Here is a 17728-nt window from a genome sequence, read left to right as displayed (position 1 = left end):
GTGGAAGCACTACAGCCCGAGCGCAACCTCAGCCACCAGCCCCTGTTCCAGGTCATGTTTGTCCTCCAGAATGCCCCAATGGCAACATTGGAACTACCCGGTCTGACCTTAAACCCCCTGTCGATGGACAGTACAATTGCAAAGTTCGATTTAACTCTGTCGATGGAGGACACAGACCGGGGACTGGTGGGATGGTTGGAATACAACAGCGACTTGTTTGATGCTAGCACCATCACCCGGATGCTCGCCCATTTCCAGACGTTACTTGAAGGTATCGTCGCCCACCCCGAACATCGGCTTTCAAACTTGCCGCTGCTAACACAACAAGAGCGCCAACAGTTGTTGGTGGAATGGAATCGCACAGGGACGGATTATCCGAATGATTTATGTATTCATCAGTTATTTGAAGCGCAGGTGGAGCGCACACCAGATGCTGTGGCAGTGGAGTTTGAAGACCAACAACTAACATACTTTGAATTGAACCGAAGGGCGAATCAACTAGCGCACTACTTGCGTTCGTTGGGAGTGGAACCGGATGTTTTGGTAGGTATCAGTTTGGAGCGCTCCAGTGAGATGATATTGGGGATTTTAGCTGTCCTGAAGGTGGGCGGAGCCTACGTACCCATAGATCCAGCGTATCCCCAAGAACGCTTAGCTTACATATTGTCTAATTCACAGGTGTCAGTACTCTTGACTCAAGAGAAGTTGCTGTCTGGGCTTCCTGAGTCTCAAGCGTCTTTGATCTGCTTGGATAGAAACTGGGACATAATCTCTCAGAAGAGTGAGGTAAATCTGACCAGTAGAGTCAAGCCAGAGAACTTGGCTTATGTGATTTATACTTCTGGGTCTACGGGAAAGCCCAAGGGCGTTCTAGTTACCCATCAAGGATTGTGCAATTTAGCTTCAGCGCAGATTCAGCTCTTCGATGTAAAATCAGACAGCCGTGTTCTCCAATTCGCTTCTTTTAGCTTCGATGCCTCAATCTGGGAAATTGTCATGGCTCTTTGTTCCGGAGCGATGCTCTGTCTGGGAACGCGGGAATCCTTGCTACTAGGACCTACTTTAATGCAGTTTGTGCGTGAGCGGTCTATTACACATGCTACGCTTCCCCCGTCAGCGCTAGCAACCCTACCTACTGAGGAATTACCAGCATTGCAGAATATGATTGTGGCGGGAGAGGCTTGTTCCACTGAATTAGTAGCACAATGGTCAAAAGGTCGTAAATTCTTCAACGCTTATGGACCAACTGAGTCAACCGTGTGTGCAACCGTGTATGAATGCGCCAATGACATTCGGAAGTCGCCCATCGGACGTCCCATCGCCAACACCCAGGTTTATATTCTAGATCCCCATCTTCAGCCAGTCCCAATCGGAGTTCCTGGTGAAATGTATATCACTGGTGCTGGACTGGCGCGAGGATACCTCAACCGTCCAGAGTTGACCAGCGAGAAATTCATCCCCAACCCCTTTAGTAATGAATCAGTGGCACGCCTATACAGAACCGGCGACTTAGCTCGATACTTAGCCGATGGTAACATTGAGTTTCTTGGTCGCCTTGACGACCAAGTAAAAATTCGCGGCTTCCGCATCGAGTTAGGGGAGATCGAGTTCGTGCTGGGTCAACACCCAGGTGTGCGGGAAACCGCAGTCACGATCCGGGAAGATGTAGTTGGTAGCAAGCGCTTAGTGGCCTATGTAGTCGTGAACCAGACACTGACACCAACGATTACAGAACTGCACCAGTTTCTCAAAGATAAGCTACCCCAATATATGGTACCCTCAGCCATAGTGGTGCTAGAAGCCCTACCGCTAACGCCCAATGGTAAGGTAGACCGTCGTGCCCTCCCTGCTCCTGATACAGCTAGGACAGAATTACCAGGTACCTTAGTGGCAGCTCGAACCCCGGTTGAGAAAGCACTGGCTCTCATCTGGACCGAGGTTTTGGGACTGCAACAGGTCAGCATCCACGACAATTTCTTTGCGTTGGGTGGGGATTCCATCCTCACCATTCAGATCGTTGCCAGAGCCAATCAAGCAGGTCTAAAACTCACCCCCAAGCAGCTGTTTCAACACCAGACAGTCGCCGAGTTAGCCCTTGTGGCTGGCACTACCTCTGCACTTCAAACCGAACAGGGTTTGGTGACAGGATCGGTGTTGCTGACGCCGATTCAGCAATGGTTTTTTCAACAGGAGCAGCCGCAACCACACCATTGGAACCAAGCAATGTTCCTGGAAGTCCGACAACCCCTAAACCCGGTACTGTTGTCCCAGGTGGTGCAGCAATTGCTAGTACATCACGATGCCCTCCGGCTGAGGTTTGTGCGCTCTACATCTGGGTGGCAACAAGTTAACGTAGAGCCGGACTCAACATTAAGTTTCTGCACGCGCATAGATTTGTCAGTGCTGCCCGAGCTTGAGCAAATACCGATGATGGAGGCTGCTGCTGCCCAACTGCAAGCCAGTTTGAATTTGGAGGAAGGACCTTTAGTGCGGGTGGCTTTATTCGACTTAGGTCCGAACCAGCCGAATCGACTGCTGTTAATCGTTCATCACCTAGTCGTAGATGGCGTTTCCTGGCGAATTTTGCTGGAGGATCTGCAAACAGCCTACCAGCAACTGAGCCGTGGACAGACAATTTCACTGCCACCCAAGACAACTTCCTTCCAAGATTGGGCGCAAAAGTTGAGCGAGTATGCGCGATCTGCCCCTCGGGCAGGAGCGAAGCTATCGCCAGAGATGGAGCAAGAGCTGGACTACTGGCTGGCTCAGTCTTGGACTGGAGTCACCTCCTTACCGATAGACTATTCGGTGGATAAGGACGTCAACACCACAGCCAGTGCTAAGAACGTGGTAGTTGCGCTCTCGCCCGAAGAAACCCGAGCCCTGCTTTCGGAAGTGCCGCAAGCTTACAATACCCAAATTAATGATGTGTTGCTGACAGCTTTGGTGCAGGCTTTTGCCCAGTGGACCGATACTCGCTGCCTGCTGGTTGACTTGGAAGGTCACGGGCGAGAGGAAATATTGGAAGGGGTGGATCTGTCACGCACGGTGGGTTGGTTCACCACTGTTTTCCCCGTGCTTTTGGATTTGAGGAAGGCACGCGATCCGGGGTCGGCGTTGAAGTTAGTTAAAGAGCAATTGCGCCGCATCCCCAACCGGGGTATCGGCTATGGTCTGCTACGCTATCTTAAGGGGGATGTGGCAATCACCGAGAAACTGCAAGCTCTTCCCCAAGCTGAGGTGAACTTCAACTACCTGGGGCAGTTAGATCGGGTGCTGACGCCGGATGCAATGTTTGAAGCGGCGAAAGAGTCCACCGGACCAGAGCACAGTCTGCTCTCAAAGCGAAGCCATCTGCTAGAGATTAACGGAATAATAACTGGTAGCTGCCTGCACCTAAATTGGACATACAGCGAGAAGGTACATAAACGCTCAACGGTTGAGGGCTTAGCCCAGAGCTTTGTGGCGGCACTGCAAAAGCTGATTGCCCACTGCCAGTCCCCCGAAGCAGGGGGCTTTACACCTTCCGATTTCCCATTGGCAAAACTGAATGAGCAAAAACTTAGCAAACTCCCTACCCTGATTGATAAAACAGATGGCTCGTCAACAAAAATTAAAAATGTTGAGGACATATATTCCCTATCGCCAATGCAGGAGGGTATGCTCTTTCATACCCTTTATGCCTCAAACTCTGGAGTATATTTCGAGCACTTGAACTGTACCCTCAAAGGAAACCTGAATGTTTTGGCATTCCAAAAGGCTTGGCAACAAGTGGTGGAGCGACACCCAGTTTTGCGAACCGCCTTCATTTGGGAGGGCTTAGATGAACCGCTCCAAGTGGTGCGCCAGCACATCAGCCTGCCTTGGGAGCAGCACGATTGGCGTTCTTTGTCCCCAGTAGAGCAGCAAGAGCAACTTGAGGCTTTCCTTCAGGCAGATCGAGAACGGGGCTTCGATCTTTCCCAAGCACCGTTAATGCGCCTGACCTTGATTCAGCTTGCATCGGACGCCTACCAATTCATCTGGAGCCACCATCACCTGTTGCTGGATGGATGGTCGCTGCCTTTAGTACTCAAGGACGTCTTTGCTTTTTATCAAGCATTCTCTCTCAAGCAGGACTTATACCACAAACACAGCCGTCCTTATCGCGATTATATCGCCTGGTTGCAACAGCAAGACTTGACTCAGGCTGAGGCGTTTTGGCGGCACACACTCAAGGGTTTTACTGCACCAACTCCACTGGGCATCGATAGAGCATTGGACAGCACTTCCTCTCTGGAAGAACCCCACAGCGAGCAACTTCTTCAGCTATCGATCGCAGTCACCTCCGAACTACAGTCCTTTGCCCGACAACATCAACTGACACTGAACACCCTCATACAAGGAGCTTGGGCTCTACTCCTCTCGCGCTACAGTAGTCAGGAAGACGTGGTTTTTGGGGCTACCTTCTCCGGTCGCCCAGCCGCTCTGGCGGAGGTTGAATCGATGGTGGGGTTATTTATCAACACCCTGCCAGTGCGCGTGATGGTGTCGCCCACGACTGAGTTGTTGTCCTGGCTAGGGCAGTTGCAAGCTCAGCTCTTGGAGTTGCGCTCCTACGAATACAGCCCACTGGTACAGGTACAGGGGTGGAGTGACGTGCCCCGAGGGCTGCCCCTGTTCGAGAGCATTGTAGTATTTGAGAACTACCCGGTGGATGCTTCCTTGCGGGAGGAGGGCGGTAGTTTAGAGATCCGTAATGTTGGTGCTGTTGAGCAAACAAACTATCCCCTGACTCTAGCGGCAGCGCCCGGTAAGCAATTGTCACTGCACCTAAGTTACGATTGCCGCCGCTTTGATGCAACCACCATCACTCGGATGCTGGGGCATTTGGAGACCTTGCTCTGTGGCATTGTCACCAATCCAGAACAGCGTCTTAGCGACTTGCCAATCTTAACACCAGCAGAGCGCCTGACATTGCTTGAGGAATGGAATTGCACAGAGGTAGATTATCCCAAAGATTTATGTATCCATCAGCTGTTTGAAGCAACCGTGCAGCGGACTCCCGATGCTGTGGCAATCGTGTTTGAAGACCAAATCCTCAGCTACTGCGAACTGAACCGCCGCGCCAATCAACTGGCGCATTACCTCCGTTGCCAGGGAGTGGGGCCGGATGTTTTGGTGGGTATCTGCGTGGAACGCTCAGTGGAAATGGTAGTTGGGCTGTTGGGTATCCTGAAAGCGGGTGGTGCATACGTGCCCTTAGACCCAGCCTATCCCAAAGAACGCTTGGCCTTTATGCTGGAAGATTCACAGGTTTCTGTGCTATTGACCCAACAGCAGCTAATGGCAGCACTGCCAGTTCATAGCGCTCAAGTGGTGCAGTTGGATGGAGATTGGGAAATTATTGCCCACAACAGCGAAGCAAATCCACTTAGCCCGGTCACCTCGCAACACCTGGCGTATGTGATTTATACTTCGGGTTCTACAGGTCAACCAAAAGGTGTCCCCGTCGCCCATCAAGGGTTAGTTAACCACTCTGTTGCGGTTGCCAAACAATACGAGCTGCAATCGAGCGATCGCATTCTACAATTCTCGTCAATTAGCTTCGACATTGCGGTGGAAGAACTCTTCCCTTCTTGGATGAGCGGTGCGGCTGTCATCCTCCGTTCGGAAGATATGGTAGCTGACAGCAGAGATTTTCTGCAGGCGATAGCTTCGCTCCTGCCCGAACGGCAGATCGAACACGAACAATTAACTGTCCTCAATCTACCAACAGCATACTGGCATCAGTGGGTGCATGGCTTATCTTTATTAAACAAGCCTTTACCCCAAACTCTGCGACTGGTAGTGGTAGGTGGGGAAAAAGCTTCACCAACAACTTTCGTCGCTTGGAAGCAGCTTGGCGGAGTGGAGCGCATCCGCTGGCTAAATAGCTATGGTCCCACAGAGACAACCGTCATCGTCACGGTGTATGAACCAGGGGCGAACGCCGTCACCCAGAAACTCGTGTTGGAGTTGCCGATTGGTCGCCCGATTGCCAACACGCAGATTTATCTGCTGGACACCCAGTTGCAGCCTGTGCCCATCGGCGTTCCGGGCGAACTATATATTAGCGGTTCTGGTCTGGCTCGGGGGTACCTCAACCGTCCAGAATTAACGGCCCTTAAGTTCATTCCCAACCCCTTCAGCCAAACACTGGGAGCACGGCTGTACAAAACTGGTGATTTGGCTCAATACTTACCTAATGGTGATATTGAGTACCTCGGTCGCCTTGATGACCAGGTGAAGATTCGCGGCTTCCGCATTGAACTCGGAGAAATTGAGTCCGTGCTCAGCCAACATCCAGCAGTGCAGGAGAGTGTGGTCATAGCTCGGGAGGACGTACCGGGTAACAAGCGCCTGGTAGCATATGTGGTAGTTAACCAGACACCAGCCCCCGAGAGCAAGCAACTGCAACAGTTTGTGAAGCAGAAGTTGCCCGAGTACATGGTACCCTCTGCCATAGTGCTGCTAGAAACCCTACCCCTGACACCTAACGGTAAAGTAAACCGTCGGGCTTTGCCTGCACCTGACACGGTCATAGCCGAGCGACAGGAAACCAGAATCGCACCCCGTGACACCTTAGAACTGCAACTCGCCCAAATCTGGGAATCTGTTCTGGATGTCCGTTCTATTGGTGTTACCGACGACTTCTTCAGCCTGGGTGGTCACTCCCTCCTAGCTATACGCCTGATGGCTCAGATTCAGCAGCAATTTGGACAGAATCTGTCACTAGCTACACTCTTTCAAGCCCCGACGATTGAACAGCTTGCCCGTACCATCCACCAGCAAACAGGTTCTCTACACTGGTCTTCTTTGGTGGAGATTCAACCTCGTGGTTCAAAGACACCTTTTTTCTGCGTGCCAGGTGCTGGTGGACATGCCCTCTCCTTCTACAATTTGGCCCAATATCTGGGCAAAGACCAACCGTTTTACGCCTTGCAACCACGGGGTCTGGATGGGGAACAGGCACCTCACACGCGAATCGAGGACATCGCGGCTTATTACATTGAAACTCTACAAGCCGTTCAGCCACAAGGCCCATACCTTCTGGGAGGTTACTCCTTTGGCGGTCACGTGGCCTTTGAGATGGCCCTGCAGTTGCAATCATCCGGTCAGGAAGTTGCCCTGCTTGCCATTCTGGACACCCCGGCACCGATTCCCACTAACCAGCCCATAGCAGTTGAAAAGGATGATGCCAGATACTTAACCGATCTTGCAATTCTGATAGAACATTTTTCGGGAAAAAGCTTATCGGTATCCTACGATGATATCCAGCGACTCCAGCCAGACGAGCAATTGAACTACCTCTTGGAGCGATTGAAAACGATCGACTTCTTGCCTCCGGAGGCAACGCTTTCCCAATTTCGCGGCTATCTGCAAGTTCTCAAGGCTAACGATCGAACTGTTTATCTGCCACAGGAAGTTTATAGGAAGCGAGTTACCTTCTTCCGAACCAGCGAGCAGTTCTGTGATGATTCCACAATGGGTTGGAATAAGATTTCTGCCGAACAGGTAGAAATTTACGATGTCCCAGGGGATCACATCACGATGCTCACCGAACCCCACGTTCAGCTTTTGGCAAAACAGCTAAGAACCTGCCTTGAGCGGGCACAGGCAAATGATTGAAGAAAATAAGACAACCCAACTCCCTACAGGCAAACGAATGTCGGTCTTCATCCTCATCTGGCTGGGACAACTGGTCTCCCTCATCGGTTCCGGTCTCACTAGCTTTGCCTTAGGCGTATGGGTGTACCAACGCACCGGGTCGGTCACCCAATTCGCCCTCATCTCTTTATGCACAACCCTACCGCTCATCGTGATTTCCCCAATAGCGGGTGCCCTTGTGGATCGCTGGAATCGGCGCTGGACAATGCTGCTAAGTGACTGCGGCGCAGGTCTGACTACGCTGGCTCTTGCACTGATGCTCTTTGTTGGCAGACTTGAAGTTTGGCACATCTACTTAGCCACCTTCGTTAGTTCCATTTGCAGCGCCTTCCAGTCACCTGCTTATGTGGCAGCAACGACGCTACTTGTGCCCAAGCAGCATCTCGCCCGTGCCAGCGGGCTCATCCATCTGGGGCGATCCGTCGGTCAGCTCATCTCACCAGTGCTAGCGGGCGTACTGGTCGTAACCATTCAGATTCGTGGCGTTATCCTGCTTGATTTTGCTACCTTCCTTTTTGCCTTGCTCACGTTGCTGTCGATCCGTTTTTCTGAGGCAAAGATGACAGCTACGGCTGACGCAGGGGAAAACTCCTTGTTGCGTGAAGTTGCTTACGGCTGGTCATACGTCACGGCTCGTCCTGGGCTTCTAGCTCTGCTCATATTCTTGGCTGCGAGCAACTTCGTTATGGGCGCAGTTGAGGTTTTAGCCACGCCACTGGTATTGTCTTTCGCTTCAGCCGCTGTACTCGGCACTGTACTGTCTATCGCAGGCTGCGGTATGTTGGTCGGCAGCCTCGTATTGAGCACCTGGGGAGGACCACAGCGCCTGATCAAAAGCGTGTTTGGCTTCATGCTGCTAGGGGGATTGAGCATTATGGTCGCCGGACTGCGACCCTCACCCTCGCTCTTTGCCGTCGCTGCCTTCCTCTTTTTCTTCGGTCTACCTATTATTAATGGCTCCAGCCAAGTTATTCTTCAGAGAAAGGTGCCACCTGATGTACAGGGCAGGGTCTTCGCCTTGACAGGAGCGATCGCAAGCTCATCCCTACCCCTCGCCTATCTTATTGCCGGACCGCTAGCCGACCGGGTTTTCGAGCCCCTACTAACCTCTGGTGGAGCGTTAGCCGGAAGTATTGGGCAGTTAATCGGCGTTGGACGAGGGCGGGGCATTGGTCTGATGTTCATCATCATGGGAATACTCACCATGCTCGGAACGGTTGTCGCCTACCAGTACTCTCCTTTAAGGTTGCTAGAGGAGGAACTGCCAGACGCAATTGCCGAACCACTTGCTGAAGGCTCTGTAAATTAAGGTTACGTTATTTGCAATAAAATAAGTTTATTCTAAAGAGGTGTCACTATGGCAACAATGGGAAAATATTGCAAAGCTTACTCCCTTAAGAAGTTACGTGAGTTCAGTCAGTGGACTGAGCGTGTTGAAAACGTTAGAAAAGAAACGAAAGAGGTCGATGGAAATGTTGTCGAGGTTTCCAGACAACTAACCGATGATGACTTTCTTTACCTACAAGAAAATTATGTTGTCACAGATGGTATCTTCATAGATGAAAATATCATCTTTGATAACGTAACTCCTGAATGGAAAGATTTTTGTAAAACCACACTTTTGTTCGAGATTCCAGTTTATGAAACTGTAACAGTAGGAGCGTCAGCAGCTCAAGACAAAAGTGAGTCATAGATATTTGACCCAATAAAAATAACAAAGTTATTAGGAGAAATTGTGATGAACGAGCTAGTACAACGATTGTCTCAAGGGGAACATCCCGTTGAAGCCAGCTTACGACCAGCAAAAACAGCCGCTGCTCTAAAAGAGAGCATTGACCGAGGCTATGTTCACATCAAATTCACAAACACAAAGGGCGGAACGGAGTTAGGCGTCAGGCTTGACTCAGCAGCATCCAATTTCAATGACGCTGACTTTGAGCGTCAGATGGGTAAGGTTCATTTAGTTGGGAACCTAACACTAAATTACGTGAAAGTGCAATGCATTGCAGATATCGATCTGGCAACCTTAGAAGGCAAGGGACACCTTCAACCCATAGAGGATTGAGATATACCGGGTGAAAGTTATAAGGTTTATGAAGGGCTCTTGAAAACAAGCAGACTAAGTCTGGAACCCTCAGTTGTGCAAACTAGAACTAATGAACTTATAGGAGACAACAATGAATCGAGACGACAAAGAAGATACGACAATTTACAAAGTTGTAGTCAATCACGAAGAACAGTACTCCATTTGGCCCCTTGACCGAGAGAACGCACTTGGCTGGCGAGATGCAGGCAAAAGCGGTCTTAAACAGGAATGTCTTGATTACATTAAGGAAGTATGGACAGATATGCGCCCCCTCAGCTTGCGGAAAAAGATGGAAGAATCAGCAAGTCAGACCTAGTTTAGTCTAAGTAGGATGACCCAGTTAACTTATAAGGGTCGTCCTTAGTCCTTCTTCATCCGTTATTAGTAAGAATTTTGTATCAATTTACATTTCGTTACACAATTCTATTTATTTCTGTCTACTTAGGGTAGCTAACTGTTGCAGACAGTAGTAATTTGACTGCTTTTCGTCGCTTTGCTAAGCGATTGCGTGAAGATGATGACGCTGTGAAAGCAGGTGTAACTATGTCAGTTAGGGATTAAGCCGATATGTGCAAGTGCAATTCGTTTGCTCTAAATCAGTTTGTACACACAGACACCCATCGTATAAAAAATTTCAATTTTGTGGTATTAGTAAAAGAGCTTTTGCCAAACCAAGAGGTAATCTATGAGTGATATTACACAAGCAGTTCCTTTTTCAGAATTTCTGAAAAAAAACTTAGGTATTTCCTCAGCCCCCTATGAAGCAGTCCTTAACTACGGATATGCACTGCTCGCTATTGCTGGTGCTGATGGAGAGGTTTCAGAAGCCGAACTAAACTGGTTACTAAATCATCAACGCACTGTAGGCGCTCCTGAAGAAATAATAGAGAAATACAAAACATTTGACTACAAAAATGCTGATTTAGAAAACTTGTTGACCAAGATTACAGTTGATGTTTCTACTTGGTCAAAATCAAGAACATTGTTGTATCATGCAATTCAAATGTCTCGTGCTGATAATAATTACTCACTCGAAGAGCAAAAAGCTGTTAAAAAAGCAGCGAAACTGTTGAAGGTTGAAGATGATATTGCTCTTGCTCTCAACAAGTTGGTAGATACAGAAGAAGCAGTAACTGCATTACGCAAAGCGCTACTACAAACTGAAGTTTTAACTTAATCCAACAAAATTTTCACCCATCTTTGTAACAAAATATTAAGCACCGTGCCACCTGTAGTCCAATACTACATCGCACAGTGCTAATTTTTCGTTGTAGTTGTAGCACGAAAATACCCCATCAGTCCAAATAAAAAGATGCATCTTCGCTGAGAACTGCATTTTAGGAATGTTAATACCATAACTCAGTAGTATCTAGAGCAAACAACTCCGTCAGTACTGCCATTCCCGCACACAAGAGCCGCATTTTTGGTAAATTTTTTACTTTAATACTAAAAAAAGCCCTTTTTCAGTATAATTAATAACAAACATAAAGTGAGTCCATGCGCTTCTTTTAAAAGCAGCCTCAGCGCACACAACAAGATTTTATGAATTTTTTTACTTGAATACTAAGCAAATTCACAGATTTGGTATAATCGGTAGCATTCATCAAATCCAGTCTAAGTTTCAAAGACAATTTAGGTTTGGGAGAATTTATTAATGGCGATCGCAACTCGATGGCAAAACCTTTCCATTAAAAATTTGCTGACTCCTGTTGTAGGAGCCGCACTAGCAGCTTGGGTGACAACATTAACATCACCAGTTCAAGCACTTACGTTTATAACGGAACGGGCTACTTTAGCAGGCAATGACCGAATTGATTGGTCAAGTTTGGGTAAAGTGTTCAATCCTTTTTCTCCCAATCCAACTGATTTTTTGCCCAACTCGTTTTCAGCAATGTCTCAAAAGGGTTTGGGGCTTTCTGTTGATATTCCAGTACCCTCTAACTCTCAAATCAGCCCACCATTTGTCTTTCTAACGGGCATTCCACCTAGAGGGATTCCTACTAACTTTGCCAATGGCGATTTTATTCTTTTTACAGGCGTCGCATCAGGCTCTTTTCCTGCCGTTGGCAACCCAGGACCTCTAAGCATTAGCTTCAAGACTCCTGTTTTGGGTGCGGGCACTCAAATAGCTGTAGATGATACTGAAAACTTTACAGCATTTGTCTCAGCTTTTGATAGCGCTAACAATCTACTAGGAACATTTTCAATCTCCGGTACTGGTGCAGAAGCGCTAAATAATTCTGCCGTGTTTGTTGGTGTTCGCAGTGACATTCCCAATATCTCGCGATTGGTTTTTAGCAGTTCCCAACCCAATCGCGCTTTGGGGATTAATGCCGTTAGCATTGCTACAGTAAGCGAACCAACTGCTGCTTTTGCTGTCATGCTTGTTGGTGTTATGGGTGCAAGTTTTGCTATCAAGCGTCAAGTTTAGGGTAGCGCTATCCGCGAAACAGTGGACAACACTGAACAACTAGTACCAGGGGAAACAGGGCTAGTCCCTGGTAAACCTGGTCTGGTTGGCAGTATTGAAGCTCGTTGCAGGATTTGCTGCACATCTTCGTTACTATACAACCCACATTCCGCACTTCAAAATGTAGCACAAAAAACTACATAATGATTTCTGATTGCAAGTAAATAATAATATACATAAATTTTCAGTAAACCTGCATTGAGAAATAAACCTGTGTGACGAAGACGGTGAGGCTAAAGTGCGAGCAAAAAAATTGATTTCAAGCTAGTCCAAGTGAGACAATCAAAAAAACTCAAAAATATTTCAGGGGGAAAAATGTCTCCAATCGAAAATGCAAAAATTAAAAATATCGACCACTTAGGAATAGTAGCTGGATTAATTGATGAAATAGGAGTAGAAATACTTTTAAAAATAAATACAGACGTGTTTAGTGTAGTAATCTTTAAAGTTTCTATAAGATGAGTGATGAAAATAAATAATTCTCGTTTTATTTCAATAACTAAAGCTTATTAAAATTATAATCTATATGTATGTGTTCCTACAATCTTTACTCTGCTTAGTTTTCAGACTTTTTCTTACGTCGAACTTAGGTTAAGATAGGGAGGAAAGAATTTATCATTAAGGCAGAGGGGGAGAGGGGGGGAGAGGGAGAGGGGGAGCAAAGCGATTGAGGGCATTATTCCAAATATATAGTAGTCATCGCCAATTGGGGTAGCAGTTGCCACCCCAGCAATACGCCTCCGTATTTGTACTAACTAGCTTGTTGCAGTATCGATGAAATTACCTCGGCTGTTTGGATTGGTTGCTCTTTGAGTCGTGCTTTGATTTGCGATCTTAACCAGGACAAGGGTACATTTTTGCCCTGCACTTTCTGAGCTATGTTTAGTGCCTTGGCTATTTTACGCGCTGGACGGAGTTGTAGCTTCTCAATGTTTATTACCTGAAGCAAGTTATCAACAAGTGCGGTAGTTTCTGGGATAGGGGAGATAGCGCTTTTGCTTACAACAATCAGTACCTCATTAAGCGGTCTAAGTTAGATTTTTAACAAAAAAATAGGCAGTCATCGCGAAACCGACACAGGTGATAAAACCGCGAACCCAAGATTGACTGAGGCGACGAGCAAAGTGAGCGCTTGCGTAACCACCAAGTGATGCACCAATTGCCATTAAGATTGCTGGAAACCAGACTATGACATTTGCTCCCATAAAATGAATGAGGGCAACTGCGTTGAGGCAGGTAGCTAACCAACTTTTAAAAGCATTCATGGCATGGACATTCTTCATCCCCATCATGTCCAAAACAGCAAGTATAAGAATGCCACCACCTCCACCAAAAAAGCCGCCGTAAATTGCAATTGCTAACTGTAGTGGCAGAATCACAGTGATGGGCATGGGAGAAGAAGGTTTGTTACTGCCCTTAAACCGCTTTTTAATAGGCTCATTTACAGCAAACAACAAAGTGGCAATTAACAGTAGGTAGGGAACTAATTGCTCAAAGTCCACTGGCGAAGTGTGTAAAAGCAAGTAAGAACCTAACGCACCTCCCAAGACACTGGTACCTGTTAGTAGCAACAGTTCCCGCCTTTGGGTGGAGAGTTCTTGACGATAAGCAAAGCTACTTGCAGCTGTTCCAAACCACAATGCTGCTGTGTTAGTTGCATTTGCAGCAAGCGGTGGTACGCCTGTCAGCAGCAGCGATGGAAAACCAATTAATCCGCCTCCACCAGCAATCCCATTGAGCATCCCTGCGACAACAGCCATACTAAATAAAAATAGAGATGGCAGTAAAGGTAAAGTTGTTTGAGCTATCATTAATTCAATTATGCTTTGATAGCAACAACACGAATTCTGCGGTAATCAGCTGTCCATCTGCCATTTTGATAGAGCACTGGTTTTAAACGCTGCTCTACACCACGAATCACGCGGGTTTGCTGTTCGGCAGATAGCCCCGACAAAAAGCACGCGCCAAACATCCGAATCCAATTTTCCAAGCCTGCATCTCCATCTTCTAATGGGGTGGGGCGATCGAACAGAACCGCATAGCGAGCTTCAAATCCATGCTGTTCCAAATATGTTGTGTACTCACTAATACTGGGAAAATACCAAGGGCTGAATTGTTCGGGGGATGGTATGCCATTTTCTTTGAGGACACTGTAAAGAGCTTCTGTAATGGCTTTGACATTCCCCTTACCACCAAACTCTGCCACAAAACGACCGCCTCTTTTGAGGGATTTGTAAATACAGCGAACAACTGCATCTGCTTCCGGAATCCAATGTAGCGTTGCGTTAGAGAAAACAGCATCATATGGATCGTCTACCTGAAAGTCTTTTGCATCAGCAAGTGCAAATTGTAATTGCGGGTAGTTTTGCCTTGCTTTTTCAACCATCATCGCATCGGCGTCAATTCCCATGACAACAGCCCCAGCAGCGGCAATTTTTGCCGTCAGCTGTCCCGTACCGCAACCAATATCCAAAATACGCTCTTTGGGTTGTGCGGATAACAATTGCAGCACTTCTTCTCCGTATTGCCACACAAAAGCGTGTTTGCCCTCGTAGAGAGCTGTATCCCATTTATTCTGAAGCATCATCAATTCTCCTAAGTTTGCAGAATTTTAGTTCCAAAACACATATGTGCTCTGATGCCCACACACCTGTTAATGGATTCTTTCATTACGGTATAAAATTTCCAAGTGATTGTCCAATATATTTTTCCCTACTGAATAATATGTAAAAGATATTAGTTGGGAACCAAAATGGAGCTTCGACACCTGCGCTACTTTGTCACTCTTGCCGAAGAACTGCACTTTGGAAGGGCTGCAGAGCGATTGCACATTGCACAACCACCTTTGAGCCAGCAAATTCGTCAACTAGAAACAGAGTTGGGCTTTGAGCTATTTCATCGCACGAAACGATCGGTGCAGCTAACGGCAGCGGGAGAAGTTTTCTTTGCACAAGCGCAACAAATTCTCGAGCAGGTAGAGCAAGCAATCCAAATGGGACGACAAACCAGTCGGGGTGAAATTGGACAACTAGCGATTGGTTTTGTCAGTTCTGCAGCGTATAATATTTTGCCAGATATCTTACGTAGGTTTCGCACAACTGTTGCCAAAGTGAGGTTAGAATTGCACGAACTCACGACTGACCAACAACTGCAATGGTTAGCCGAAGGAAGAATTGATATTGGGTTTCTTCGTCCCCCAGTTGAAGACACTCTTTTTTCTACGGAAACGATTTTTCGAGAACCTTTGGTAGTCGCTTTACCCTCCGGGCATTCTCTGGCAAATGAAACTCAAGTGTCCGTGCGATCGCTCTCGTGCGAACATTTTATTCTATTTCCCCGCAAGCTTGCTCCTGGGCTTCACGACCCGATTATCAGTCTCTGCCAACAGGCGGGTTTTAGTCCGAAAGTAGCACAGGAAGCATCTCAGATGCAAACAATTGTGAGTCTAGTGGCTGCCCAGATGGGGGTGGCTATTGTTCCTGCGTCATTGCGACATCTACAGCGCACTGGAGTTGTTTACAAACTCATACAAGAGTCAACCCCAGAGGTAGCGATTAACATGATTTGGCGACGACATGAACATTCCCCAACTGTACAACGTTTTATAGAATTGGTTAAGAGTATTGCACCACAGTTAAGCGCTTGTTGCTAAAGACCGTTTTGCACCCTTACAGACGTACCTCGTTGAATTGCAAATCGCTATAATTTTTACGTTTCAAGCGCTCGATCCCGAACCTGCACTCGGTTCCAACACTCGCAGATAGCAGAGGATGCAGGGGTGCGATCGCGTTGATAAAATGCAAAAGCACTCAAACCTACTCCGTTGATACTTAAAATTAACAAATTGGGGGCGACAGGAACCCACCAACCGGATAGAAGAAGCAAATAACTCCCTCCAACTAAGGAAAGACTCGTCACGCCAACAGCAAATAAATTCATAAGTACGGATTGAGTCATCCGCCCGATGACGATGGGAATAAAACCCCAAACCGCAATCCACAGATATTCCCACTCATCTGACCAAACTTTTAACAACGGTCGTTCATTGAGAACTGCACTAATAATTTGGGAACAAGCATGAGCGTGAAATTTGACTCCAAAAATATGACCATCGGGTTTTAAACCAGCAACGGCTTCAGTATTGATGTAGTCTGGAACGCTGGGAGCCATTATACCTATTAAAACAATGCGATCGCGCAACCATTCTGGCTGAAATTTATCTGTTTTAATATCATCAAGAGATAAAACTCGAAATGGTTCTTTTCCACTCCGCCACTTGAGTAATGTTTGAACTCCACCTGCATCTATCTTTTACCACAGTCCTGCTCTACAAAAAGAGTGTTATTGAACATCGTGTAAAATGCTATGAGCGATACGGGTTTAGCCGTTACGCGTAGCTTTCGCGATTCAATCAAGTTACTTTTGATACATATGATTTCATCATAAGCACATCTGTTGGCGTACTCATTTATTGTATTAGAGGCAAATTTAGAATCGCATACAGAAAAGTGTATTTTTTGCACCTAAGTTTGGCACTTAACATAGCACAAATGATAAATGCATAATTCAAACGATGTTTTTATCTTATTACTTAAGCTTAATAGTTTAGTAAATAAGGACATAAAAATGCCGAAACTCATTACCGTACTAACAGTATCCAATTTTACTGAAGAAATTCACACTCCGTAGCTTAAGAAGAGTTTTGTAAACTATTGTAAATAGTCTAATTTTTTTAGATAAAGCTCCAATTTCCCTGCGATAAGTTTTTAGAGAAACACAATCCTACATGAAGAGAACAGCTTAAATCAATACCAGTCGCCACCGAATAAGCATTGGGTGAGTACTCAAATGCTTATCAAACCCAATTGCAAAGTATTTTTCCAACTAAAGTATCAGTAATTGAAATTTAAGGAGAATATCTATTTTGAAAAGAAGAAGATATCAAGTCATTTATGTAATAACTTCATACTCCTTACCTACAAATAACTTTGCTCAAAACAATTTAAAAGCATCAGAGTTGTTTTTCAAAGTTGTTTTTTTCTCAGTTGTGATGTGGCTTTGTTTATTTATTAGTACGTTATTTCTCTTTTCTTAAGAAGTATTTTCAGCTATCCTCAATTGTAAAGAAAGCTAACGTATGGAAAGCAAGCGATCGCAACCAATAACTTATGACAGTATTGAGCGTAACCTTCAGAAAAAACGGTAATTGATTGGATTATTGAGCGTTGCATTGCAAGAATACTAAAGCATAGTTCACTTGTTTAATAGATCGATAAGCGCTTTTTCGGCTTGCGCCTTGCGATACGGGTTTAGCTGTTAGCGCTTACGCAATCGAGATTTTGGTAGTTCGTTAAAGTATGCACTGGTAATTGACCTCAGAAGTTTTGATGCGTAAGTGAACACACTACTGGTCCATCGCATTAATTTTGAGCGGCTCTCAGATCTCCGACTTCTTAAAGAAGTCGGAGATCTAGACCAACTTA

Annotated in this window: 12 protein-coding genes; 9 read left to right on the top strand and 3 right to left on the bottom strand. The window is 46.5% G+C overall.

Annotated features, from left to right (window positions below; genetic code table 11):
- Positions 1–54: 54 nt before the first annotated feature.
- The 8 genes from ACYRY3_RS40530 (at position 55) to ACYRY3_RS40495 (ending at position 12707) form a co-directional block, all read left to right on the top strand.
- Entirely contained in the window at positions 55–7650 is a 7596-nt protein-coding gene (locus ACYRY3_RS40530; RefSeq protein WP_460207482.1) for an amino acid adenylation domain-containing protein, read from the top strand.
- Complete coding sequence (locus ACYRY3_RS40525; protein ID WP_460207481.1) at positions 7643–8998, top strand: MFS transporter; 1356 nt, start codon at positions 7643–7645, stop codon at positions 8996–8998. Before ACYRY3_RS40530 ends, ACYRY3_RS40525 begins: the two co-directional genes overlap by 8 nt.
- Positions 8999–9046: 48 nt before the next feature.
- Positions 9047–9382, top strand: coding sequence for a hypothetical protein (locus tag ACYRY3_RS40520; RefSeq protein WP_460207480.1), 336 nt, complete (start codon positions 9047–9049; stop codon positions 9380–9382).
- 45 nt (positions 9383–9427) lie between these two features.
- Positions 9428–9754 carry an MbtH domain protein gene (locus ACYRY3_RS40515; protein ID WP_460207479.1) on the top strand — a complete coding sequence of 109 codons (327 nt, stop codon included), beginning with the start codon at positions 9428–9430 and terminating at the stop codon, positions 9752–9754.
- A gap of 112 nt (positions 9755–9866) precedes the next feature.
- A complete protein-coding gene (locus ACYRY3_RS40510; protein WP_460207478.1) occupies positions 9867–10091 on the top strand; it encodes an MbtH family protein in 225 nt (74 codons plus the stop codon).
- Between the two features lie 369 nt (positions 10092–10460).
- Positions 10461–10952: a tellurite resistance TerB family protein gene (locus ACYRY3_RS40505; RefSeq protein ID WP_460207477.1), complete on the top strand. Its 492-nt coding sequence runs from the start codon at positions 10461–10463 to the stop codon at positions 10950–10952.
- A 477-nt stretch (positions 10953–11429) separates the two neighbouring features.
- Positions 11430–12206, top strand: coding sequence for a hypothetical protein (locus ACYRY3_RS40500; RefSeq protein ID WP_460207476.1), 777 nt, complete (start codon positions 11430–11432; stop codon positions 12204–12206).
- A 312-nt stretch (positions 12207–12518) separates the two neighbouring features.
- Positions 12519–12707: a hypothetical protein gene (locus ACYRY3_RS40495; protein ID WP_460207491.1), complete on the top strand. Its 189-nt coding sequence runs from the start codon at positions 12519–12521 to the stop codon at positions 12705–12707.
- A 566-nt stretch (positions 12708–13273) separates the two neighbouring features.
- Here ACYRY3_RS40495 and ACYRY3_RS40490 read toward each other — a convergent pair.
- Both ACYRY3_RS40490 and ACYRY3_RS40485 read right to left on the bottom strand, forming a co-directional pair.
- Positions 13274–14056 (bottom strand): sulfite exporter TauE/SafE family protein, encoded by a 783-nt coding sequence (locus tag ACYRY3_RS40490; protein ID WP_460207475.1) that lies wholly within the window; start codon positions 14054–14056, stop codon positions 13274–13276.
- An 8-nt stretch (positions 14057–14064) separates the two neighbouring features.
- Positions 14065–14829 (bottom strand): class I SAM-dependent methyltransferase, encoded by a 765-nt coding sequence (locus tag ACYRY3_RS40485; RefSeq protein ID WP_460207489.1) that lies wholly within the window; start codon positions 14827–14829, stop codon positions 14065–14067.
- Between the two features lie 168 nt (positions 14830–14997).
- Between ACYRY3_RS40485 and ACYRY3_RS40480 the strand changes: the two genes are divergently transcribed.
- Positions 14998–15897, top strand: coding sequence for a LysR family transcriptional regulator (locus ACYRY3_RS40480; protein ID WP_460207474.1), 900 nt, complete (start codon positions 14998–15000; stop codon positions 15895–15897).
- Positions 15898–15953: 56 nt separating this feature from the next.
- On the opposite strand, the gene ACYRY3_RS40475 is transcribed toward ACYRY3_RS40480, so the two are convergent.
- Positions 15954–16553 carry a CHASE2 domain-containing protein gene (locus ACYRY3_RS40475; RefSeq protein WP_460207488.1) on the bottom strand — a complete coding sequence of 200 codons (600 nt, stop codon included), beginning with the start codon at positions 16551–16553 and terminating at the stop codon, positions 15954–15956.
- Between the last annotated feature and the right edge of the window lie 1175 nt (positions 16554–17728).

This window comes from Scytonema sp. NUACC21 (assembly GCF_054684315.1).
This window is presented reverse-complemented; position numbering and strand designations above follow the sequence as displayed.